The 24,253-nt window shown below is 48.1% G+C and carries 21 protein-coding genes; 9 read left to right on the forward strand and 12 right to left on the reverse strand.

All coding sequences use genetic code 11. From position 1 onward, the window contains the following. Positions 1-60: 60 nt before the first annotated feature. From HZ996_10900 to HZ996_10910, 3 genes are read left to right on the forward strand one after another with little or no spacing between them, the layout of a single operon-like run. Positions 61-1,689: a hypothetical protein gene (locus HZ996_10900; GenBank protein QTN39624.1), complete on the forward strand. Its 1,629-nt coding sequence runs from the start codon at positions 61-63 to the stop codon at positions 1,687-1,689. Between the two features lie 58 nt (positions 1,690-1,747). Further along, the gene (locus HZ996_10905) at positions 1,748-2,224 is read left to right on the forward strand and encodes a hypothetical protein (protein QTN39625.1); all 477 of its coding nucleotides are present in this window, start codon (positions 1,748-1,750) and stop codon (positions 2,222-2,224) included. A gap of 36 nt (positions 2,225-2,260) precedes the next feature. After that, complete coding sequence (locus HZ996_10910; protein QTN39626.1) at positions 2,261-2,578, forward strand: DUF962 domain-containing protein; 318 nt, start codon at positions 2,261-2,263, stop codon at positions 2,576-2,578. 9 nt (positions 2,579-2,587) lie between these two features. Here the strand turns inward: HZ996_10910 and HZ996_10915 are convergent, their stop codons facing one another. Genes HZ996_10915 through HZ996_10940 form a run of 6 tightly spaced genes read right to left on the reverse strand, consistent with a single transcriptional unit; the run spans position 2,588 to position 7,819 of the window. Then, complete coding sequence (locus HZ996_10915; protein QTN39627.1) at positions 2,588-3,073, reverse strand: ABC transporter ATPase; 486 nt, start codon at positions 3,071-3,073, stop codon at positions 2,588-2,590. A gap of 1 nt (position 3,074) precedes the next feature. Continuing rightward, on the reverse strand, positions 3,075-3,866 hold the full coding sequence (locus tag HZ996_10920) for a (Fe-S)-binding protein (GenBank protein ID QTN39628.1): 792 nt from the start codon (positions 3,864-3,866) through the stop codon (positions 3,075-3,077). Next, entirely contained in the window at positions 3,859-4,293 is a 435-nt protein-coding gene (locus tag HZ996_10925) for a phosphoheptose isomerase (GenBank protein QTN39629.1), read from the reverse strand. The genes HZ996_10920 and HZ996_10925 overlap by 8 nt, the downstream gene beginning before the upstream one ends. Continuing rightward, positions 4,286-5,614, reverse strand: coding sequence for a (Fe-S)-binding protein (locus tag HZ996_10930; protein QTN39630.1), 1,329 nt, complete (start codon positions 5,612-5,614; stop codon positions 4,286-4,288). The genes HZ996_10925 and HZ996_10930 overlap by 8 nt, the downstream gene beginning before the upstream one ends. Next, entirely contained in the window at positions 5,614-6,609 is a 996-nt protein-coding gene (locus HZ996_10935; protein ID QTN39631.1) for an MCE family protein, read from the reverse strand. Before HZ996_10935 ends, HZ996_10930 begins: the two co-directional genes overlap by 1 nt. 52 nt (positions 6,610-6,661) lie before the next feature. Beyond that, positions 6,662-7,819 carry an N-acetylmuramoyl-L-alanine amidase gene (locus HZ996_10940; protein QTN39632.1) on the reverse strand — a complete coding sequence of 386 codons (1,158 nt, stop codon included), beginning with the start codon at positions 7,817-7,819 and terminating at the stop codon, positions 6,662-6,664. Positions 7,820-7,968: 149 nt separating this feature from the next. On the opposite strand from HZ996_10940, the gene HZ996_10945 reads away from it, so the two are divergent. Then, positions 7,969-10,515 carry an LPS-assembly protein LptD gene (locus HZ996_10945; GenBank protein QTN39633.1) on the forward strand — a complete coding sequence of 849 codons (2,547 nt, stop codon included), beginning with the start codon at positions 7,969-7,971 and terminating at the stop codon, positions 10,513-10,515. Here the strand turns inward: HZ996_10945 and HZ996_10950 are convergent. Continuing rightward, entirely contained in the window at positions 10,477-11,076 is a 600-nt protein-coding gene (locus tag HZ996_10950) for an aminodeoxychorismate/anthranilate synthase component II (GenBank protein ID QTN39634.1), read from the reverse strand. The genes HZ996_10945 and HZ996_10950 overlap by 39 nt on opposite strands. Positions 11,077-11,121: 45 nt before the next feature. On the opposite strand from HZ996_10950, the gene HZ996_10955 reads away from it, so the two are divergent. From HZ996_10955 to HZ996_10965, 3 genes are read left to right on the forward strand one after another with little or no spacing between them, the layout of a single operon-like run. Beyond that, positions 11,122-11,499, forward strand: coding sequence for a RidA family protein (locus HZ996_10955; GenBank protein QTN39635.1), 378 nt, complete (start codon positions 11,122-11,124; stop codon positions 11,497-11,499). Between the two features lie 6 nt (positions 11,500-11,505). Continuing rightward, positions 11,506-12,309 carry a M48 family metallopeptidase gene (locus tag HZ996_10960; GenBank protein QTN39636.1) on the forward strand — a complete coding sequence of 268 codons (804 nt, stop codon included), beginning with the start codon at positions 11,506-11,508 and terminating at the stop codon, positions 12,307-12,309. A gap of 25 nt (positions 12,310-12,334) precedes the next feature. Beyond that, positions 12,335-13,432 (forward strand): serine hydrolase, encoded by a 1,098-nt coding sequence (locus HZ996_10965; protein QTN39637.1) that lies wholly within the window; start codon positions 12,335-12,337, stop codon positions 13,430-13,432. Here the strand turns inward: HZ996_10965 and HZ996_10970 are convergent. Beyond that, positions 13,429-15,153: a M61 family metallopeptidase gene (locus tag HZ996_10970; GenBank protein QTN39638.1), complete on the reverse strand. Its 1,725-nt coding sequence runs from the start codon at positions 15,151-15,153 to the stop codon at positions 13,429-13,431. The genes HZ996_10965 and HZ996_10970 overlap by 4 nt on opposite strands. A 54-nt stretch (positions 15,154-15,207) precedes the next feature. Between HZ996_10970 and lpdA the strand changes: the two genes are divergently transcribed. After that, positions 15,208-16,596, forward strand: a complete 1,389-nt coding sequence (gene lpdA / locus HZ996_10975; GenBank protein QTN39639.1) for a dihydrolipoyl dehydrogenase — start codon at positions 15,208-15,210, stop codon at positions 16,594-16,596. A 1-nt stretch (position 16,597) separates the two neighbouring features. Here the strand turns inward: lpdA and HZ996_10980 are convergent, their stop codons facing one another. Continuing rightward, complete coding sequence (locus HZ996_10980) at positions 16,598-18,574, reverse strand: O-antigen ligase family protein (protein ID QTN39640.1); 1,977 nt, start codon at positions 18,572-18,574, stop codon at positions 16,598-16,600. A gap of 24 nt (positions 18,575-18,598) precedes the next feature. Beyond that, on the reverse strand, positions 18,599-19,381 hold the full coding sequence (locus HZ996_10985) for a rhomboid family intramembrane serine protease (protein ID QTN39641.1): 783 nt from the start codon (positions 19,379-19,381) through the stop codon (positions 18,599-18,601). A 37-nt stretch (positions 19,382-19,418) separates the two neighbouring features. Here HZ996_10985 and HZ996_10990 point away from each other — a divergent pair, with 37 nt between their 5' ends. Continuing rightward, complete coding sequence (locus tag HZ996_10990) at positions 19,419-20,720, forward strand: replication-associated recombination protein A (GenBank protein ID QTN40043.1); 1,302 nt, start codon at positions 19,419-19,421, stop codon at positions 20,718-20,720. A 3-nt stretch (positions 20,721-20,723) separates the two neighbouring features. Here the strand turns inward: HZ996_10990 and HZ996_10995 are convergent, their stop codons facing one another. Then, positions 20,724-22,184 carry a hypothetical protein gene (locus tag HZ996_10995; protein QTN39642.1) on the reverse strand — a complete coding sequence of 487 codons (1,461 nt, stop codon included), beginning with the start codon at positions 22,182-22,184 and terminating at the stop codon, positions 20,724-20,726. Beyond that, positions 22,174-24,228 carry a membrane lipoprotein lipid attachment site-containing protein gene (locus HZ996_11000; protein QTN39643.1) on the reverse strand — a complete coding sequence of 685 codons (2,055 nt, stop codon included), beginning with the start codon at positions 24,226-24,228 and terminating at the stop codon, positions 22,174-22,176. Before HZ996_11000 ends, HZ996_10995 begins: the two co-directional genes overlap by 11 nt. Between the last annotated feature and the right edge of the window lie 25 nt (positions 24,229-24,253).

Raw genomic sequence — 24,253 nt, forward strand, 5'->3', positions numbered from 1 at the left:
CAATAAAGCAGCACCCCTCTACGTTGGTAGAGGGGTGTTTTTTATTTGCACCTTTGTGGAATGAACCGATTGGGTTTCTTTACGGATACGAGATGGCTCATCGCCGGATTGATGCTGATTCTGGTCTGCGCGGCGAATCATCGGGCCGTAGGCCAAACCAAATTAGAGATTGTTCAAGCAGGAACACTGGCTGGTGATCGCACGGGCGGTAAGAACTGGCAGTACTTGACGGACAATGTGATCCTCAAGCAAGAAAGCACGCTCTTGTACTGCGATTCAGCTATGCTGGATAAGACAAGGAACGATACGCGGATGTACGGCAATGTTCGCATTGTCGGAGACTCGGCAGATCTGCGCTGCGATAGTTTGTACTACCAAGGAAACACGAAGCGCGCGATGGCCTACTCAAACGTCATCTTGGACAATGGGGGGCTCACCTTGCGGACGCAGAGGCTCGATTGGGATCGAAACAGAAACCTCGCCTACTACCTTACTGAAGGTTTCATCAAGGATGGGGATAAAGACTTGTATAGTCGTCGCGGGCGGTACGATATGGACCGAGATGAGTTCTTTTTAGGGACAGCGTTTCGCCTCGAGCACCCGAGTTACCTGATGGAGAGTGATACTCTTTTCTATAATTCAGCAACTGAAGTGGCCTACTTCTACGGCCCAACGTATATCTACAATGATGAGTCGACCATTTACTGCGAGAATGGTTGGTACGACACTCGTCAAGATCAGGCACAGTTTCAAGAGAATGCAGTGATGACTAATGAAACGGCAGAACTGAGTGGTGATTCTCTGTTTTATGATCGAATTGCGGGTCTGGGTCGAGGATTCTGTTCGGTAGAGCTGCTAGACACAGCCGAGGGTGTCCGAATTATTGGCGACTACGGGGTATACTTCGAGGCCAACAAGTCAGGGAAGCTATGGGGACTGCCTACAGCCGTATTGGACTTTGGCGGAGATTCCATGTACCTCCATGCCGATACCTTGCTGTGGTCTACGGATACCACCAATGCATCTCGACTTTCGAGCTATCCTTTTACCCGGTTCTTTCAAAACAGTATGCAAGGTCAGTGTGATTCACTCCATTATACGGAACGAGACAGCCTGATTCATCTTTATCGTGACCCCATCATGTGGTCGGACCGCAATCAAATCACAGGAGACAGCATACGTGTGAAAATGCGGGCCTCGCGTTTGGATTCCATGTTCATAGATCGAGAGGCCTTTATTGTGGCTCAAGAGGACAGCTTGAAGTATCAGCAGATCAAGGGAAAAAGGATGATTGGCCTGTTCAACGAAAAAGAGTTGTACCGTTTGAACGTAAAGGGCAATGGACAATCCATATATTTCGTTCTGGAAGACGACGGGGATTTCATCGGAATCAACAAGACGGAATGCTCGGATATGCATATCTATTTGCGCGACAATGACATTCACAGTATCTCCTTCATCAACAAACCCTCGTCGGACCTCATTCCGCCGCAAGAGCTTGAACCCTCGTCTTGGTATTTGGAGGGGTTTGCCTGGAAAGGCGCTTGGCGTCCATTGGATCGTTATGGGATTTACGTGGATCCTCGTGAGCAGTTGGTCCCTCCCCCACCTCTGGAATCCGTCGAAGGAGGATCGGTTGAGCCCGAAGAGTTGGGAGAGCCGAGCGAGATCGACCTTGCTGAAGATTGATCAGCTTGATCAGGAGCTCCTAGATCGCTCTTTCCAAGAAGCACTAAATCAAATACGCATGAAGCGGGGTCTCCAAAAATTGGAGTACTCTAAAAACTTGGATTTCACGGCCACAGGTTACGCCGGAGAAATGGCCAGCTTTGATTTCTTTGGGCATGTTCATCCGCACAATGAGTCGCTTCGGACACCCGTTGATCGGATAAAAGCCCAATGGCCAGAAGTGCAATATACCGGTGAAAACCTGGCTGAATTCTCCCCCTATCGCATCAGCAAGATGAGAGCGAAGTACTTTATCCAGGAGAACGACGATGGAACTTATGATTGGCTCGACAGTCAAAAGAAGCCTCTAGAGCTGCACACCTACTACTCCTTTGCGGAGTTCGTCACAGACAAATGGATGGGTTCTAAAGGTCACCGACAAAACCTGCTGAACCCCAATTACGAATACCTCGGTATGGGTTATGCCCTTGATCAAAGGCAGTTTCCTGATGAAATTCCAATGGTCTACATTGTACAGAACTTTGCCTCGCCCTGATCAAATTTTTATCTTTAGTGCAAGCACTTAGAAACTATGGCAGAAAGAGTCTACAAGTCCTTCAAGGAATTTTACCCGTACTACCTGACAGAACACAGTAAGCGAGGGACCCGAATCACCCATTTTATCGGTACCTCGCTGTTCATTCTCTTGGTGCTTTACAGCCTAGTCATGGGTAATGGATGGCTGTTCCTCATGGGTGTAGTCCTGGCCTATGGCTGGGCTTGGATTGGTCACTTCTTCATCGAGAAAAACAAACCAGCCACCTTCCAATACCCACTGTGGAGTTTGGCTTCCGATTTTAAACTATACTTTCAGATTCTCGGCGGAAAAGAAGGCTTTACGGCGAAGTAAAGTCCGTTTTTAAGCCATGAGCTGGCTGTGCCAGCTGTGTTTGACTGGAACTTCCCAGTTCTGGTTCAAATCTCCTACACTTTCAACCATGTTGTTGAAGACTATGGTCTCGTCGGTCACCTGACCATTGGCCAAGGCTTCTTGAAAGGCGGATAAATTCATGGTCCCAATTCCTTCACCATCTCGATAATGGATGATGGTACGGTCGAATAAACTCAGATTCAACTCCTTTTCTATTCCTTGAATGGCTCGGACGGAGGAGTCAATACTACATCCTGAAGCACCTGCTTGACGCTCATCAACCGTCAAAATGATAAAACGATCGTACAGGACGGTAAAGGACGCTTTTAGATCGTTCTGGTGAGCAGTCCATTGTTCCGTGAAATTGAGGAGAAAGGCACTGATGACTTCAATTTCCTCAACAGTCATGGCTCGATCACATTGGTAGAACCAAACGCGAGCATGATCGGGCATTTCAGAAAAGGGCACGTACATGTTACAGGTCTTTTGCAGTAGCTAGTATTTCTGCAATATCGTAAACTTTAATACTTTCTTCTTTCTCTGCGTTCTTCACACCATCGGTCATCATGGTGTTGCAGAAAGGACATCCCGCCGCAATGATGTCCGGCTTGGTCTCCAGAGCTTCTTCCGTACGCTCAATATTGACATCCTTATTGCCCTTCTCTGGCTCTTTAAACATCTGAGCACCACCAGCGCCGCAACAGAAACCGTTCGACTTACAGCGACGCATTTCTACGAGCTCAGCATCCAACTTGCGAATCAACTCCCGTGGAGCTTCGTAGACGTCATTCGCCCGACCTAAATAGCACGGGTCATGGAAAGTGATTCGTCTACCCTTAAATTCACCGCCTTCAATGGTCAAGCGACCATCATTGAGTAACTTTTGGAGGAACTGGCTGTGGTGTTGAACGTCGTAGTTGCCACCCAGCTCCGGGTATTCATTTTTTAAGGTGTTGAAGCAATGAGGACATGTGGTCACGATGTTCTTGATCTCGTACATGTTCAAGACCTCGATGTTCATCATGGCCTGCATTTGGAAAAGAAATTCATTTCCAGCGCGCTTGGCCGGATCTCCCGTACAATTCTCCTCGGTTCCGAGGACGGCAAAAGAAACTCCAGCATTATTCAAGAGCTTGACAAATGCCCGCGTGATCTTCTTAGCTCGATCATCAAAACTTCCGGCGCATCCTACCCAAAACAGGACTTCCGGTGTTTCACCTGCGGCCATCATTTCGGCCATCGTCCGTACGTTCAATCCTTCACTCATGATCTCCTTTGAATACTTGTATCGTAACTTCTTTATCCACTAAGTCCGTAAAACGGCCTTTATAACGGGTCGCGCGTACCAAATGATTGTCGACCCAATGATAATTTCCCCCACGCGGTTTACCCATCAACAATCCATGGTACTTGAATCCATGTCGGTCTAGCCAATCTGTGGTTACCTCGCGATGATCCTCGGTTCGTGAGGTGAAGAACGTGATGATGTGTCCTTCGTCATACCATTTGTTTAAGGTGGCCAGGGCATCTGGATATACCTCCGCCGTCGCCATCCGTTCTGGTTCTTCATTGGGAATATCGTCACAAATGGTTCCATCGATATCAATAAGGTAGTTCTTTACCTTATTGGGCAAGGTTGGACTTAGGTGATTTCCCAGCTCGTCTTCTAAAGGAATTAATTCCTGATCACTCATCTTTCCAGTTTAATCGGTCCGCAGCGGAAAAGGCCCAAGGCGCTCCATTATTCTCCACATTGGTCATCATTACATTCAATTGACTCGGAGCTGCTGATTCTTCCATCACCAAGTATCGGCGCATATCCACAATAATGGAGAGTGGGTCAATATTGATGGGGCAGGCATCCACACAAGCGTTACAGCTCGTACATGCCCACAATTCTTCTCGGCTAATGTGACCGTCCAATAAAGAAGAACCGTCGTCTTGGAAGGTTCCTCCGTTGGCGTCAATATTCTTTCCAACAATCTCTAAGCGATCGCGGGTGTCCATCATGATCTTTCTCGGTGAAAGCTCCTTCCCCGTTTGATTGGCCGGGCAGGCACTGGTACATCGTCCGCACTCCGTACAGCTGTAAGCGTTCATCAACTGAACCCAGTTCAGGTCCATCACATCCTTGGCACCAAATCGACCGGGCTGCTCTGCTCCTTCTGCTGGAGCAGCAAATGGATCTGCATTGGGGTCCATCATCATTTTGACTTCCTTGGTCACCTCCGGCATATTCGTGAATCGCCCTTTTGCTTTTAGGTTGGAGAACCAAACATTGGGGAACGCCAGGATAATGTGGAAGTGCTTAGAAACGACTAGGTAGTTCAAAAAGGCCAGGATTCCGATGATGTGGAACCACCATGCACCGCGCTCCACCATGATCAACCAACTGTCCGAGAAGCCCGAAAGAATGGGAGCCATCATCCATGAACTAATGGGATACCATCCCGCAGCGGTGTAGTGCTCTACTCCACGGCTTTGAAGAACGAGGTCTGCCCCATTCATTTTTAAGAAGGCCAGCATCAAGAGAATCTCGGCAACCAAAATGATCGTCGCATCCTTCGTTGGCCACCCCTTCATTTCCTTATTCCAAAATCGAGGAATCTGAGAAATGTAGCGGCGGGTCAGGAATACCACGCAAGCCAGTAATACGCCCAGGGCAAGGATTTCAAAAGCCCCGATCAAGAAGTCGTAAAGAGGACCGAGGAAGGCGAATACTCGATGCGTTCCCAATACACCGTCAATGATAATTTCAAGAACTTCAATATTGATGATGACAAATCCGGCGTAAATCACAATGTGAAGAAAACCGGCAACGGGTCTTCGTACCATCTTACTTTGCCCAAGGGCCACTCGAGTCATCTCAGCCCAACGGGCACTAGGATTATCGGTGCGATCGACGTCCTTTCCCAGTTTAATGTTTCGTCTAATCCGCCCCACATTTCGGGCAAACAAAAAGATTGCGGCACCCAAAAAGGCGATAAAAATGATGTTGGCTAGTCCAAAGTGCATTACTCCTCTTCTTTATCTTCTTCAACCGGCTCTTGATAACCTTTGTTCCCGCCAAAAACCGAGAATCGAACGTATCGAGAAGGATTCATTTTCAAATCATACAAGAGTTCCGAAAGCTCTTCGGTACTCTGAGCCAAGTTGTCGTAGAGTGCTTCGTCTTGGGACAGTTTTCCCAATGTTCCCTCTCCCGCTTCAATTCGGGCCGTAAGCGAATCTATCCGCGCCATAACAGAATTTAAGTTTTCCATGGTAGAAATGAAGTCCACCTGCGCTAGAGAGTCAGAAACATTCGCCAAGTTCGACATCAGACGAGCGTAGTCCTCTTCAGACCCTTCAAGAGTTTCTGTTATGCTGTCCAAATGGACAATGATGTTGTTAAAACTTTGCTCATTCCCGGTAACTACCCGGTTGATGGACAGAATGGTTTGCTGAAGAGCCGTAAAGGTCGCCTCGACCTCCGCAAAGGTATTTTCAAACTGACTACGCGATTCCTTGTCAAAAAAGGCCTGTACGTAGACCAATACACTGTCCAAGCTATTCAAAAGGTCTTCCGCCTTCGCCTTGATTGGAGCCACTTCCTGATTCACCGCATCCTGCAAGGAAAGCTCCGTCGCTCCGGTCAATGTATCTCCCGTGGCCGCAATGGGTCCTTCGGCTAGATTGATTTTAATTGCTTTGGTTCCGAGCAGATCCAGGGCATAAATCTCAGCAACGGCATTTTGCGAGATGGGAAAATCATCCTGCATGGACCAAGACACCAAGAGCTTTCCACTTCCATCTGGATGAAAACCCACTTCCTTCACATACCCCACCTGAAAGCCATTGAGGGTAACCGGACGGTCTTTAATGAGCCCATCGACAGTCTCATAAACGGAGTAAAAAACACGCTCATCCGAAAACACATCGTTTTTCTTGAGCCAATTGAATCCCCACACGGCAAGCGCAATGGTGGCCACGGCAATCAACCCGATATAAGTCTCTCTAGAAATCTTCAAACTGGGGGTATTAAGCGTTTACGCAATAATAGCGATTAATGGGCGAACAACCTTAGGGTTTAGACTCGTAGGCACGGGCTTCTTCGATGGAAATTCGGTCCCCTTTGTAATAGGCAATCACAAAGGCAGAAGAAAAGCCTCGCTCTATTGCTTCTGACTTCAATTTCTGTGCCTCTTCCATAGTTCCACACGCTCCATAAGCGTATTTGTAGTACCCGTTGGACTCCATCATGACCAGAGGCCACAAGCCCTGAAAACGCGAATCTCTGAGCGGAACTTGAGACGAAAGCGTGGCCAATTGAATTCGGTAAATCAAATCTCGCTCGACGGGTTCCTCATTTTCCATTTCTTTAATTTCAGAAGCCACTGGTGTTGCGCCTTGCGGCGCGATATTCTCTGGCTCCCGCTTCTGTCCCGGCTCTACTCCGGATTCCCGATCCAGCTTATACTGCTTAAAAGCCCGATAGATGGCGGACGCCATGTAATCCTGACCCGCTTCAGACTTGAGGAAGTCCTTCTCTTTGGGATTACTCAAAAAACCGAGCTCCACCAAGACCGATGGCATAACGGTGCGGGAAATGACGTAAAACCCGGCTTGCTTAACCCCTCGATCACGCCGCTTAACCCGCTCCCGGAATTGGTATTGAATATTGCTGGCTAATTCCAGGCTTTGGTCAATAAAGTTTCGCTGATTCAAGCTCAATGCAATGTAGCTCTCAGGAGCACTAGGGTCAAACCCTGCGTATTTGTCTTGATAATCCTCCTCCAAGAGAATGACCGAATTTTCTCTTTTGGCGACTTCAAGCTGTGCATTGGTTTTGTGCATTCCAATGGTCCAGGTTTCGGTTCCGTAGGCATCGGTGCGCGAAACTCCGTTACAGTGAATGGAAATAAAGATGTCTCCTTGGACTCTATTGGCGAGTTGTGTGCGCTCCCAAAGCTCGAGGAACACATCGGTTCGACGCGTGTAGATCACTTCTACATCAGGGAGGTTTTCCTCAATATAAGCCCCGAGTTTTAGGGCAACCGACAAGGACACATCCTTCTCGTATGTTTTGGGACCGCTTAGATTGTGCGTTCCAGAATCTTTTCCTCCGTGACCAGCATCAATCACGACACGCTCGATCTTGTCGGGATCATTCGCGGGTTCCATGAAACTCAACAAAGGAACCGCCAGGGTCACAAGAATCAGCAGCAATAGGCGTTTCACTATCGGACTATTTTTAATACGTACCTTTGACGGCACCGCGGTTTGATACAAACTTACGACACTTGCCCGTGCGCTTTTGGCCCACAATACTCCAGTTTTCCATAGTCCTATGTTTATTTCTCCTGCCGTATTCCGACGTATCGGCACAGGTGAATGAAACGAATGGACCGGACTCTACGAGCACTTTTGTGGACTCACTTTTCGCGGTGGATGACTCGCTGTATGCCTACAGCGACTCTCTTCGCGCCTACACGGATTCACTGACTTTAGCGGATACCGCCACTGCAGTTCCTACTGGTTTTCTGCAATCCCGTGTAGAATACGACGCACTGGACTCCAACTATCTTAACGTTGCCGAGAACAAAATCTATATGTACAACCAAGGGGTTGTGGTTTACGGGGACATCAAATTAGAAGCTGGATACATAGAATTCGACTTGTCCAATAACCTCTTATATGCCCGTGGAATACCGGACAGTACTGGGGAAATAACCCAGCTACCCATATTTACACAGGCCGGAAAGACCTATGATGCGGCCGAAATGACCTACAACTTTGAAACCCAAAAAGGGAGAATCAAGGATGTCGTTACCATGGAAGGCGAAGGCTACCTGTACGGTGATAAAGTCAAAAAGGTCAATGAGGACATTCTCTATGTTCGGGATGGAAAATTCACGACAGACGATCGAAACCCACCCGATTACTACATACAAGCCGATAAGATCAAGGTGGTCACGGACGACAAGATCATCACTGGGCCCGCCTACATGGTCATCGCAGATGTACCCACCCCTTTGGCTGTTCCTTTTGGCGTTTTCCCAGGTCAAAGTGGGCGTGCCAGTGGTATTTTGATGCCCACTTATGGAGAAAACAACCGACGAGGATTCTACTTGCGCGGAGGAGGGTACTATTGGGCCATGAATGACTACATGGACTTATCCTTGACCGGGGACATCTACTCTCGCGGGGGTTGGGCATTGTACGCCAATTCCAATTACCGAAAACGCTACGCCTATAATGGAAACTTCCGCTTGAGTTATACGGTCATCAAAGAAGGAGATATCGACATTCCATCTACCTACAGCCGATCCAACGAATTCAACATCAACTGGACCCATAACCAAGACCCTAAGGCTCGACCCAATTCCCGCTTTACGGCCTCTGTGAACCTAGGTTCTAGCCAGTACTTCCAGCAAAACACAACCAATCCCGGGGACTTCTTGACCAACCAGATGACCTCGAGTATTAGCTACACCTACAACAATCCGAATCAGCCTTGGTCACTGACGGCATCTGCCCGACATAATCAGAACACCAAAACTCGAGCCTTTAGCGTAACGCTGCCGGACGTCAGCTTCAACGTACAACGCTTCTACCCTTTCGAACGCCGCAGTCCTGTAGGGGGTAAGAAATGGTACGAGAAGATCGGTGTTCAGTATCGACTCGATGCACGAAACCAACTCGACACTTACGATTCCCTTCTGTTCCGCCCCCAAACCTTGAATGAGTTCGAGTACGGGATGCGTCACAATATTCCCATTGCGACCAATTTCAAGGTATTGAACCACTTCACCGTGAGTCCTTCGGCAACCTACAACGAACGCTGGTACTTCAGTCAAATCCGTCGAAGCTACAACACGGATAGCGCAAGGGTTGAAACGGATACCATTCAGGAGTTCGGTGCCGCAAGAGATTTCAATGTATCTGCGGGCATTACCACCAAACTATACGGCATGTGGCAATACCGCGGAGGATGGCTCCGGGCGATGCGCCATGTCATTACCCCATCGGTTCGTTTCAGCTACCGCCCTGATTTCTCCGAGCCCAATTGGAACATGTACGATTTCTACATCGACGGGGATGGAGATACGGTCACCTACTCTTACTATGAACAGGGAATCTTCGGAACGGCGCCATCCGGGCGTTCGGGAACCGTCAGCTTTCAGATCATCAACAACCTGGACGCCAAGGTGATGTCCAAACGCGACACCACCGGAGAGCTCCAAAAGATCAACCTCATCGAAAGCTTCCAATTCGGAACCAGCTACAACATGGCCGCGGATAGCTTGAAGTGGGCGCCCTTCTCGTTCAATGGTCGAACACGGATATTGAAAAACAAAGTGACCATACGGCTCGATGGTGCCTTCGACTTTTATGACCTAGACGCCGAGGGAAAGAAGGTGGATCGCTTTATGTGGGAGACCCAACGCAAACTCATGCGCCTTACCTCGATCAACCTGGCCTTTGGTTTTCGATTCCAGAGCAAGAAACGCGTGGAGGGCAAGGAAAGTCGATTCCCTTCCGAAATGTTGCAGCAACAGGCCTCGGGCGAATTTGTGGCCCTACCCCCCGATGGCTATGTGGACTTCAGTATTCCCTGGAAATTCGGCGCCAACTACAAACTCAGCTACAGCAAACCCACCACTACGGAGACCATTACTCAGGCCCTTAGCTTCAATGGTGATTTCAGCTTAACTCCGAATTGGAAGATTGGCTTTACCTCGGGATTTGACTTTGAATCGGGCCAATTGACCTACACCACCCTCGATATCTATCGCGACTTGCACAGCTGGGAAATGCGCTTTAGCTGGGTGCCTTTCGGAATCCAGCAGAGCTACAACTTCCACGTAGGTGTCAAAGCACCTATTCTTCAAGACTTAAAGGTGACCCACCGAAAAGGATTCGGAGACTTCTAACCAAGCCTTCAAAAGCTCCTTCCCGTGGTCCGTCATGATGGACTCTGGATGAAACTGCACGCCCCAGGTCGGTTCTGAGGTGTGTTCCCAAGCCATCAGAACGCCGCGATCATCCTCGGCCAACACCTTGATGGATTCAGGAAGGTTTGATCGATCAATTGCCCAAGAATGATAAAGACCGCCTACGGCGGGATGAACCTCCATGCATTCCGATAATCGCCCGTCTTTGGACCAACTTAAAGAAATGGGCTGACCGTGTTGAATGTCCGGTAGATTGTACAGCTCTGCACCATAGAGTTCAGCCAATCCTTGACAGCCCAAGCAAACTCCGAGTATTGGTTTTCTACCGGCGTAAGTGGTTATAATCTCGGGCATCAGTCCCGCATCTTTCGGCAGTCCGGGACCGGGACTCAGTACCAAATAGTCGTATTCGTCCACTTCAGAAACGGAGAGTTCGTCGTTTCTTCGAACGTAGACATCGGCCCGTAGGGCCTCGAGAGAATGGGCCAAGTTATAGGTAAAGGAATCGTAATTGTCGAGCAACAATAACTTTTTGGACATGTGGCAAATTTGCGCTTAAATTGGCGGGGAACAAAGCTGAACCTCATGAAAAAGATTATTCAAAGCGAACGTGTGCCCGCCCCTATTGGACCTTATAGTCAGGCCGTTATGGTTGGTAACACCATGTATGCTTCTGGGCAAATTGCCTTGGACGCCGAGAGCGGCGCTATGCACAATGCTGATGTGGAGGAGGAAACCAAGAAGGTGATGTCCAATATTAAGTCGCTTTTATCCGAAGCGGGAATGGAATTCGCCAACGTGGTGAAGGTGAGTATCTTCCTGAAAGACCTGAATGACTTTGAAGTGGTCAACCGTATTTACGGCGGATATTTCATCAATAATTATCCAGCGCGCGAAACCGTCGAAGTAGCTCGATTACCTAAAGATGCGCGGGTCGAGATCTCGATCACCGCAGTAAAATAGAAATTTATGCGTCTATCAAAAGTCCTTTTTCTGGGGTTGGCTTCGGCCTTTTTATATGTCGGATGTAAAACGGTGCCCCTAACGGGGCGACGACAGGTAGCTGCTATTCCCAACAGTGAACTTGTAGCTATGGCCTCGCAGCAATACGCGCAGGTTATTGCAACTGGCCCTCTTTCACAGAATCAGTCGAGTGTTAATCAAGTCCGTCGGGTTGGGAATAGGATTAAAACGGCTACGGAGAAGTTCTTATACGACAATGGACATTCTGAATTGCTTGAAGGTTTTGAATGGGAATTCAATGTGATTGCAGAACCCACTGTCAATGCATGGGCTATGCCCGGAGGAAAAGTCGCCTTCTACGAGGGAATCTTACCGGTCTGCAAGGACGACGCAGGTGTTGCTGTTGTAATGGGGCATGAGATCGCCCATGCGATCGCAAGCCATGGAAACGAACGGATGACACAGGGTTTAGCTCAGCAACTCGGGGCCGTTGCCTTATCAGAGGCGCTAAGCACCAAGCCAGAGGAGACGCAGGCGCTATTTCTTCAGGCCTATGGCTTGGGATCCCAAGTGGGCGCAATTCTTCCTTTTAGCCGTTTACAGGAGTCTGAAGCCGATAAAATGGGGCTTGTCTTTATGGCCATGGCGGGATACGATCCTCGAGTTGCACCCGAATTCTGGGAACGCATGAGTGCGTTGAGCACTGGAGAAGCTCCGGATGAATTGCTGAGCACGCATCCTTCCGATGAACGTCGGATCCGCGAGCTCAATGAGTATATGCCTGAAGCCCTGAAGTACTACAAGAACTAATTCAGGCGGTTCTCGTTTGGTGTACATGAATTCTTCTTTCCTCTTCCGATCTCTAGTCTTTGTACTGACCGTAGGTCTTTTCAGCTCATGCCAATTGGGCCGATTTGTTTTTTACAATTTTGCCGACGTTAAGGATCACAAGAAGTTTAAATCTCGTCCTCTAGAAGCGCCTGAAGAGGCCTTTACTTTTTATGAGACGGATTCTGGTCGTGTTCCCAAGGCCATCAGTGGGATTCCATTTGACACCTACTTGGAGCAGAACAAGACAGTGGCCTTCATGATCATCCAAAACGACACCATATTGTACGAGAACTACTTCAGGAAGTATGACTCTACCAGTATTGTTCCCTCCTTCTCTATGGCAAAGTCCGTGACTTCGATTTTAATCGGTTGCGCCATTGACGATGGATTTATTGACTCCATTCAAGAACCGATTACAAAGTATATTCCAGAACTGGCCAGTAAAGGATTCGACGATGTCACCATAGAGCATCTGCTTCAAATGACTTCGGGAATTGATTACAACGAAAGCTATGTCAATCCCTTCGGGGATGCCGCGGCTTTCTACTACGGGCTGAATCTGCGAAAGCAAATCGAGAAAATGGAACTCGCCTACCCGCCTGGAGAGCGGTTCAAGTACACCAGCGGAACCACGCAGCTACTCGGACTCGTCTTGGAGCGATCTCTAGACGGTCCTACCATCACCTCTTATTTACAAGAAAAGATTTGGACGCCTTTGGGCATGGAACACGACGCCTCCTGGAGCATCGATCGGAAAAAGGACGGATTGGAAAAAACCTTCTGTTGCCTTAACGCCACGGCGCGAGATTTCGCGAAGCTGGGCCGGCTTTACCTAAACGAAGGTGATTGGAACGGTCAACGCATCATATCTGCGGATTGGGTGGCTCAATCGACCAAGGTCGATACCTCCATGGGCAGTAGAGATTACTATCAATACCAGTGGTGGATGCCCACTCCAGGGGTAGACTTCATGGCCGAAGGGATTCTCGGTCAATTCGTCTACGTACATCCCGAAAAGAATCTAATCATTGTTCGCTTAGGTCGTAAATACGGAGACACGTATTGGGACGCCGTATTCACGGGGATTGCCGACGTGTACTAGAATTTCAATCCGCACCAAGCCTCGAACAGCGCTTTTTGCTCATCGCTGGCTTCTTCATTTTTTCGAAGCTTCTGCTTGGGGAAGAATCGTCGCTCATCAGCCTTCATCTTCAAGATTTTAGTACGCATAGGTGTTTGGACCGTCAGATCAATGATTTGATCAAGGTGCTTGTCCAACACATCAGACAGCGAATCTTGAAGTTCTTCACCATTCACATGCGTTAGGAATGACTCTGGTTCCAGTCCAGCTTCATGCGCTATGGACCCTGGCCAAATCTCGGTGGGCATAATTCCGTTTGAACGTTTGAAGGCCCTAATCCCGAAGCGGTTCATCGCCGTAGTCTCATGCTCTTCTTCGATCCGTTGAAGCCCCACTTCCATGAGCAACGGATCAAGCGAGTCCCAATAATACCCAAAGCCATGGACGTGCCGAGCAAAAATCGTATCGACCAGTGCACCTCCCTCCTGTCGACAGAGGTTTCGATATATTTCGGTGGTGTACCCCTTCCCTTTCTTTGCGTAATCGTGGTACAAGGTTTTCATCACCTGCTCCAGCCCCCTTTCTCCGTTGGTGTTTTTTCGAATTATCAAGTCCAGCATGAGGGAAATCAAAGCGCCTTCCGAATAGATGGACACTTTGCGATTTGGCGCTCCGAGAGCATATCCATCAAGCCATAAGTCGAAACTGCTTTCAGCAACGCTCGAATAGAGATTTCCAGAGGTATCGCTGTGGCGCTGAAGGTTTTGTTCTTGTGTTTTTACGAATTGCTCCCAACTGAAAACACCGCTCTTGATCAGCCATAGATCACCCTTGTAGGTAGTCACCCCTTCAGCCACGTACCCCGTGTCAAAATACTGCTCCCGACTCAAATCATAGGGAAGCATTTCCGCGGGCCGGATACTCTTGATGTTCCAGGTATGATAGAGTTCATGGGACGAAACGCCCAAAAAGTTCTCCCACAGCTCCTCGCCTTCCATATTCTTTTCAGGCCCCAATACAATCACCGTGGAATTCAGATGCTCTACACCGTGGTATTTCTTGGTTGGCGCGATTTGAAAGAGAAAGTGATACTCCGGCACGGTCATGGCCCCGAAGGCCTCAACCTGAGCCTTGGTGAAGGATCTGAAGGCCGATAATATTTTATCCCAGGGAATCTCCTTCCAGCCCATGAACCAGAGGTGGAAGCGATGACCATTTACTTCGTAATCCTGATGTTGCAGGGCATTCGATGCGATAAATGGACTATCGGCCAGCGTATCGAAATTGGGCGTCTTAAAACTATTAGACCCCGTATGTTCCCAAGCCCCAGCCAATTGATAGTCTTCGGGAACTTCAAGTTGCACGTGATGTTCCCTGCTCTCCCCACCTTCAAGGCTCAGGCAACAGGTGCACGGATTGACGTACCATTGGTCCTCGTCAACATAAGTGCCCCCGGCGTCAAACTGGTTGGCGTAGTACTGGTAGTGAATGGTGATTTCTTTTTCCGCCTGCGGCGCGATACGCCATCGATCCTTGCTGACCTTTCGAATCTCTAGGGGTGAACCATCGGCCCGTAGGGCCCGTACACTACGCACATTCTTGGCAAAATTTTGAAGCTCATACCGGCCTGGGCGCCAAGCGGGAAGCTGCAAAAACACCTCTCCCTCCGGCGGATTATCGATGTGGAGTTCGATGTGCAAATAATGATCGGTGAGGTTGGGACAACGGAAGGTGTACTGCATGGCTCTAAATTGCTAAATTCGCAGCAGCATTGAAAACAATTAAAGCATACATCCATGGATTTTGATTTGATCGTATTGGGTAGCGGACCAGGCGGCTATGTGGCAGCCATTCGCGCCTCGCAGTTGGGCCTAAAAACGGCCATTATTGAGAAGGAGAATTTGGGCGGAGTTTGTCTGAATTGGGGATGTATTCCAACCAAAGCGCTCATCAAGAGTGCGAATGTTTTCGAATACCTCAACCACGCCGAGGACTACGGTCTGAAGGCGACAGGGGTGGATAAAGATTTCAGCGCCGTGATTGGCCGCAGCCGAGAAGTGGCGAACGGAATGAGCAATGGCGTTCAGTTCTTGATGAAGAAGAACAAGATTGAGGTCATCAATGGAATGGGAACCGTAAAGCCGGGTAAGAAGGTAGCGGTTACGGCAGAAGACGGATCAGTCCGTGAGGTTTCAGCCAACAACATTATTATTGCCACCGGAGCCCGTTCGCGTGAATTGCCTTCTCTTCCGCAAGACGGTAAAAAGATCATCGGATACCGCGAGGCGATGACCCTCGAAAAGCAGCCTTCTAAATTGGTGGTTGTCGGATCTGGAGCCATTGGCGTGGAGTTCGCCTACGTATACGCCGCAATGGGCACCGAGGTAACCATCGTGGAGTACATGCCGAACATCGTTCCCGTCGAAGACGAAGAAGTATCGAAGCAATTGGCCCGCTCCTTCAAGAAAATGGGCATGAAGATCATGACTGGCTCCGAGGTGACATCAGTCGACACTTCAGGCAAAGGCTGTAAGGTCAATGTCAAAACCAAGAAGGGCGAGGAAGTTCTGGAGGCAGATGTAGTCTTGAGCGCTGTCGGAGTTGCCGCCAACATCGAGAATATTGGACTTGAGGAAGTGGGTATTGCAACCGATCGCGGTAAGATCATGGTCAACGACTACTACGAGACCAACATGCCGGGTTACTACGCCATTGGGGATTGCGTTCCAGGACAGGCCTTGGCGCACGTTGCTTCAGCGGAAGGTATTATCTGCGTGGAGAAAATTGCCGGCGAGAATCCACAACCTTTGGACTACGGAAACATTCCTGGATGTACCTACTGCGCGCCTGAAATCGCGAGCGTAGGCCTTACCGAAAAGGCCGCCAAAGATGCGGGCTACGAAATCAAAGTGGGCAAGTTCCCCTTCAGTGCTTCGGGTAAAGCAAAAGCCGCTGGTCACTCCGACGGATTCGTCAAAGTCATCTTCGACGCGAAATACGGAGAGTGGTTAGGTTGCCACATGATTGGTGCTAACGTGACTGAGATGATCGCTGAGGCTGTTGCCGCGCGAAAGCTCGAAACCACAGGACATGAAATCGTGAAAACGGTTCACCCTCACCCAACGATGAGTGAAGCCGTAATGGAAGCTGCTGCAGCTGCCTACGGCGAGGTGATCCACTTGTAAATTACTGGTCTTCCTGAGAGGCCTCTTCAGAAAGCCCTTCCGTTGGAGGGGCTTTTTCTTTTTCTAAATTTTGAATATTCACCTGTTCTTGAGCACTCTCGTAGATAGCAACAATGGAAGGGTAATCCTTATAGGAAGTGCCGTCCAACAATTCCAATACCTTAGCGTACTCCTCTCTGTAATATTCGTTGATGGCGTAGTTCAATCTAAGGGATTGGCTGAGTGGAGTTGATTGAAATGCGATTTCATAATATGGTGCAGCTTTCTCGAAATCATTTATCTCCGTATACACAGATGCCATCATATTATTCATTCGAGGAGACCTTGGGTAATACTTCAACCCTCTTTCTAATGCTTCAATTGCTTCGTCGAATCGATCTAAGTTCTTGAGCGCAATCCCTTCATAAAGTTCCATTGTGTTGCACGTCTCATCCATGGAGATCCAGGCACTCTTCCCGGCTTGTGCCTCCTCGAGTGAATTAGTCCAGTATTGCGCTGACTGGCCCGCTGCATTCTTAAAGGCAATCGTTCTTCCCATCTTAACATTGAATTGATCAATTTCCCTACCCACGAAGCCAACGAAGAAAAATGACAGTATGACTACAGCTAAGATGGATTTATTAGACTCTGAAAGTACGCGACTGGCCGAATTGTCCGAATGTGGAACAATGATCATTCCTATCAGACTGGCAAGGACTACGGGATGCACCACTCGCTCCAAAGGAAAACTGAAGAGCATATCCACCCCAAAGCTCAACAGTCCAAGAAGTCCTATGAATGACATATGTCCCCATTTATAATCCGATTTTCTAATTCTCTTAACGGCCAACCACACCGCTATAGTTGCAAGACAAAGAAATAAGAACAATCCAATGATTCCCCTTTCCGCTCCCATCTGCAAGTAATCGTTGTGCAATCTTGCTCGAGTTGCAGTGCCTTTTTGATTAGGACCACTTCCAAGATTATAATCAGAAATATATAGTCTCCACAAACCAGGTCCTACCCCAGTAACTGGGTAATCCCCTATCATTTCTAAAGTGGCCAAATTCCAATCCAATCTAGCACTTGCACTTCCATCGGACTGAACTTTCCCAGATACTACATTAGCCATTCGACTACCTCTATCACGAACGCTTTTATCCGGTGCCACCTGGGTCAAAAGAATGAAGACTAGCAAAGGCGTCCCTGTCGCATATACTATGGCCTTGATCCAACTCTTCCTTTCCTTGGCTTCAAAGAGTCGCCACTTCGATATCAGAAATACAAGACAAGCTATGGCTATTACCGCGACGGACAACCATGCGGACCTAGTCTTGGCAATAATCAGCGCCCAAGAGAGTAAGATAAATATTGAAACGTTCAACAAATCAATAACCCTATTTCTGGTAGACGAAAGTGCGGCAGCAATTGCAAATGGAAACATGAGCGCAATAAAGCTTCCTTGCATATTTCGATTCACCATATATCCCGCGCTTGGGTGAACAGCTTTTATTAAAGTTGGAGCAATTTCGTAGTAATTCAAAATGGCAGCGCCTGCATGAATAGCCCCTAAGAAGGATATTCCACGAACAAATATTTCCCACGATGACTTTTGCTGATAGACGACATAGGCAAGTAGATAGGTCCATCCGCCCAGACTCATTAATTTAACCGTTCGCTGAGTACCTTCTGTAGAATTAATGGACATCATGGAAGTTACCACCGTCCAGACCAACAAACCTGCGAAGACCATCCAAAACAACCTTTCCCCCTTATCCGAAACACTGGCCATCTTTGGCTTGAATGCAAAGATCAAAACCGCAATAGCCCCACCTGTCAATCCGGAATAAAAGAGCCGTATACCTGTTAGCTGATCCCTTGCCTCGGAATTGAAAGCGAAGCTAATGACCGTCAATGCACCTACAGCAAGTATAGGCCACAAAACTCCAGAAACCTCATTATTTCCTGGTTTGGATTTCTTTGATGCGCGTTTTGCCATAAAACTTTTAACCCTTATTCTTTTCTAATCAGCAGGGTTGGTTTGCTCCCCCTTCTCTTCATCTGATCTTTTAAACCGATACACAATCCTCACGGGTTGCGTCTGATGTGCATGCTCCTCCCAATACTTCGCGCCGTAGGCGTCTGGGCTGGGAAACTGCATGGCCTGTTGCTCCAAGTACACATCCCTTTCGGTCGTTAGGTGTTGAACCTCCAAAGGCTTTGGCGGCGCTTGAGGTCCAACTTTCCGGAAAAGAACTGCCACTAAAAGCCCGGCGATAGCTCCACCAAGATGACCTTCCCAACTGATGGTCGGTTCTATGGGCAATACACCCCAGACCATACTTCCGTAGGCGAAAACTACAAAAAATGATACGGCCATCAAGGGCCGGTGCAAGCGGAACGCGCCGGAAAAAAACAAGAAGCTTGCCAGGGCATAGACCAAACCCGAAGCTCCGATATGAAAAGCCTCCCGGGCCATGATCCAAGTGATTAGGCCCGTGAGAATCCAAGTGACCCCAATTACCCTCCAAAACAGTTCCTTGTAGAAGTACCTCAAGACAGATCCGAGAATGATCAGAGGTATAGAGTTATTGATCAAATGCGTCATGTCAGCGTGAAGTACGGGCATGGTCACGACTCCTATGAGTCCGTTCAGCGTTCTGGGATAAAGTCCCCAGGAACTCCATGAAGAACCACTTCTCCACTCCAAATAAAAGACGATCCACGCTGCGAGCATCAAATAGAAGGCAGGCAATAGATGAATAAGACCCGGTCGTTCAACGCGCATATTGGGGGCTGCAGACATAAGCGTAAAGTAGGAATTAATGGCTATTTTCGGCGGTATGCCATTGGATTCAAAAACCGTGCAAATTCCGGACACGCCATTAGCGGAGAGGCTTCGCCCTAAGTCTCTAGATCAGTATATGGGACAATCGGCGCTGGTCGGTCCAGACGGCGTACTCCGCAAGATGATTGAATCAGGCAACATTGCGAGTTTCATTCTTTGGGGACCGCCAGGTGTTGGAAAAACAACTTTAGCCGAAATAATCGCACACGAATTGGACCGACCTTTTTACCGATTAAGTGCCATTTCGGCAGGTGTGAAGGACGTGCGAGAAGTGATCAGCAAGGCGGGAGACCAAGGCATGTTCTCGAGCGGCCGGCCCATTGTCTTCATCGATGAGATTCATCGCTTCAGTAAATCCCAACAAGACTCCCTTTTGGGCGCAGTCGAAAAGGGAGTCATTACCTTAATCGGTGCTACCACAGAAAACCCCAGTTTTGAGGTTATCCCGGCCCTACTCTCTCGCTGTCAGGTCTACACCTTGCTCCCCTTCTCTGCAGAAGAGCTCAGAAGCCTATTGGATAGTGCCTTACGGCACGATGCTTGGCTATCCCAGCGCAAAATCTCCCTTGCAGAAGACCAGGCACTCTTGCGAATTTCGGGAGGAGACGCTCGGAAGCTTTTGAACACCCTAGAATTGGTAGCCGCCTCTGCGGAAGTCGGCCAGTCCATTTCGGATGAATTTGTTCTGGGTCAAAGCCAAGAGAAACTCGCCCTTTATGACAAGACTGGTGAACAGCATTACGATATAATATCAGCGTTTATTAAGAGTATTCGCGGATCTGATCCCAATGCAGGAATCTATTGGTTGGCCAGAATGATTGAGGGTGGTGAAGATTTAAAGTTCATTGCCCGACGCTTAATCATATTGGCTTCAGAGGATATTGGCAACGCTAATCCGACAGCCTTGATCATGGCCAACAATTGTTTTCAAGCAGTCAACACCATTGGCTACCCAGAATCTCGAATTATTCTGGCCCAATGCGTCACCTACTTAGCAAGCTCTCCGAAGAGTAACGCCTCCTATTCCGCTATCGGTCAAGCCCAAGCCGAAGTTCAAAAAAGTGGCGCACTCCCGGTCCCCTTACATTTACGCAACGCTCCAACAAACCTCATGAAGGACCTGAACTACGGCAAAGGATACCAGTACAGCCATGACTACGCACAGGGCTTTTCTGATCAAGAGTACTTGCCCGAGACTATTTCTGGGACGAAGTTCTACGAGCCCGGAAACAACCAAAGAGAAAAAGCGCTCCGTACATTTCTGCAGGAGCGCTGGAAAGATAAATATGGTTATTAAGCCTTAGTCGAAGTAGTAGACTAAACCGCCACCACCACCTTCTTCAGGCGACTCTTCTGGAGCCTGTTCCGGTGCATTCTCAAGCGGAGTTTCAACGGGTGATTCAGCCGGAACGTCTACTGATTTATCCTTTGTCCCAAAGTTCAAGGCAAATCCCGTTCGGAAGTTAAATTCGTTCAGGTTTTCAATATTGGTTGCCCCTTGCAGATAATCCGCCATGAAATGCCATTGGAACGTCCGCCCCAGCGCGAATCCAGCACCAAAATTATCAAAGCCTTGGTTGTAGGCAGTGTACTGTACCTTAACCTGGAACCAATTGGTTAAATCACCGTAATAGGAAAGACCAAAGGCCTGAATCCCAATGCCAAAGGCATCTTCATTGTAGTACTGAAGGCCAACTTCATGTTTGGGGTGGAACCTCCATTGAACACCTAGATTGATTTTGCGATTCAAGGAAGTTGTAAACTCATTGAACGTCGTATCTGGATTCAAGAGCTCACCAATAGAGTCAAAGTATGAGGACAATTTATCACCAAAGCTTGTTGTGTCTTCGTCATTGAAAAGGTCATCCGTAATTCCTGTAATGTCGATGGTTTGATTGGTGATGACCCAGTTTTCTGCTTCAGTAGCCCATGTTACATTTCCTAGGTCTTGCACACTGGCTGTCACGCTCCACTCATCATTGATTTGATACTGTGCCCCAAAGTCTAATCCGAAACCGAAATTCGAGAAATCATATCCGAAGCGAATTAAGTCCCCAGAAGTCAAGTCATCGTCAGGTATTCCAGCAGCATTGATGGTACCACCTGCCGTTAACTGCACTGTATACGGATTCGGTGTAGTAGCCTGCGTGACAACGAGCCAGTCATCAATATTGGTTTGAATTGCTCCAAGTCCACTCACCAACTTTACGCGAGCGCCAAGACGAAGTTTATCCTCAAGCAAGGAATGGCTATACCCCACGTGGTAAAAAGCGTAATGGTGGCCTGTCGTGGATGTTGGCGACCAATCCAATTGCTCATCGATGTACGGAGCATTTCCATTGACCAAGAACTTCATCATATCAGGGGCCAACTTGGCCGTCTGCGCCATACGATAAGAAGCACCAAGACTTAAATAGCCCTTCTCTCCTAAACCGAAGCCCACAAACAGAAGGTCATAATCAACACTCGTTTGAAAATAATCGTCCACAGTAAGATCGCCCACTTGGGACTCGAGCTCTTGTTGAAAATCCGTGTCCGGGCTAAAAAGTGATAGGCTGAAAAGCGTCTGATTAAAGTATGCTCCTACGCTTGATAATCCAGGCAAACCGATATGAAGGTCTCCTTCAGGACGCAAAGCAGGATTAATCAAAGTTGACTGCGGAACAGTATAAAAATTAGTTAAGGTCTGATTCGGCTGAGCCAACGTCAAAAGTCCGACGAAAAGGGCTGCAGCTAGCGATAGTCTTTTCTTAGTTTCCATTGATGAGGACATTTACTTTTGACTGAATAGCAAGGTACATGGTCAAGCCGTCTGTGGTGCGCATGACGTAGTTGTCATTCCCATTGTTCGGCGTGCTCAAGGAGGTTCGTACAAGTATTTGAGCCGCGTCAAAGAAGGCATCTGTTTGCCCTTCATCGAGCTCTACAACGTTCTCAACAAATGTAATACCCGTGGCATATCCGTTGGCGTCCGTTGGTGCTGCTTGAAGCAATTGTGTCTGAACAGAATCAAGTCCCGCTCCATTTTCGTCTTGCATTACCAGCGTAACTACGGCGTCAAGTCCAATTCCATTATCCACATTGATGAACAGAGTCACGGTCTCGGGGTCTACACTTTCATCTTCAAGTTCGAAACTGGCTTCTATCGTATCGGTTAGGGCTAAATTACTAGCACTGATATTTAGGTTTACATCCACTTCAAGACCTACTTTGAGGAGAGATTCTCTAAACACAAAATTCGGATCCGTATTTCCGTCTGGATTAATATCGACTGTCCCATTGATGTCAATCGTCGATGGAACATTTGCCAAAAAATCGACTACATTACTATTGGTATTATCGATGATTATCTCTCCTTCAATATTTTGCCCCTCCTGACCTGGGCCAGGGTATGCAATATCCGAGGCGGGCATGTTGAGGGCGACTTCCGTACCATCCTCATTTCGTCCAAGCATGTCAAAATTTGTCCGGATAGGTGCTCCAACACCGTTAGTCGTTAACAATTTAAGGACCGGTGTATTAAATTGGAAGTCACCGCCGAAGTCATTCAAGAAATCGATGTCCAAATCGACACTGGTTCCAGTCAAATCTTCTTGAATGGTCCCGAAATAACCTTCGATATATTCAAAATCGAGATCATTGAAAATCAAATCACCCTCAACGGTTTGTGCGGTATCGATGAATACAATAGAGCCATCCGAAGAAGCTATTCGGAATTGAAAGCCCAAGCTCAGTCGGTTATAGGGTTGGTTGGCGTCCTCATCGAGACGAAGGGTCGCCCCGCTCAAGTCAATACTTCCCGTGTTCGCCTGGTTAGGAAGGACAGGAATCACAGCTTCAAGAGGATCACCATTAACGTCTGTTCCACCTATAAACTGAACCACGACCTCTGTAGGTCGCTCCATACTGCTCACGAGATCGTAGTCTAGGTTCCCGGAAAAGAGTTCGAGAATCTCAATTTCTTCGCCATTTGAAAACTCAAAATCTACTTCAGCCGTACTGTCCAAGAGCGTCTGAGGAATAACATCCCCATTTCCCGAGAAGACGAAAACGTCTTCAGTCTCTAACAACCAACCCAATTGATCATTCAGATCAATGGCCACTGGACTTAATGAACCGGGTGTAGAAATAGAAACAATGTCAATTTCAAATGCATTGGTCATAACTGAAGGGACCGTTAGAATCTCGGTAACGTTCCCTCCGGCAGGGACCAAAGTAAAAGTGAAATTCGCTACGACACTTCCCCCGCTCTTTAAGTTGACAATCACATTATCAATGTCCACAGGCCAAGAATTACTTAGCGTCAGTTTATAGGTAACGGACGTGGCGTCTGCATTTAAAAAGTTTGGAGGCGTCGTCAATGTATATCCTGAACCTCCTGAAGAAGCAACGATCGCTGGAAATGCAGCGTTAGTCCCGTCGGCTGCGACGAGCGCTGCGCGATCTGCAGGTGGGAAGTTGGTCGAAACTTGATTTAATGTGGTATTTGCATTGATCAAAAATCCGGCGACTTCCGGGTTGAACAAAGGAAAATAAGCACTGTCGTATCCTTCACCATCAGGAATGTCTATATAGTCAGCAATGACTATGGGGTCAATCACCGAGGTGTCCGAATAAACAACTTTTAAAACGCCGGATGAATCCGCTTCGATGTCTTCACCAGCCCAGTCCTCTAAGGACATGTTCAAGGTTGCAATGGGAAGAACCAGCTCCGGTGACAGCGTCAGATCCTTATCGAAATCGAGATTGTTTGAACAACTCGAAAGGATCAGCACCGCCAACAGGGGCACTAAATACTTCTTCATGAGTAAGGGAGATTAGGGTTGTGGT

The sequence above is a fragment of the Cryomorphaceae bacterium genome (genome assembly GCA_017798125.1).
Taxonomy (GTDB): Bacteria; Bacteroidota; Bacteroidia; order Flavobacteriales; family ECT2AJA-044; genus ECT2AJA-044.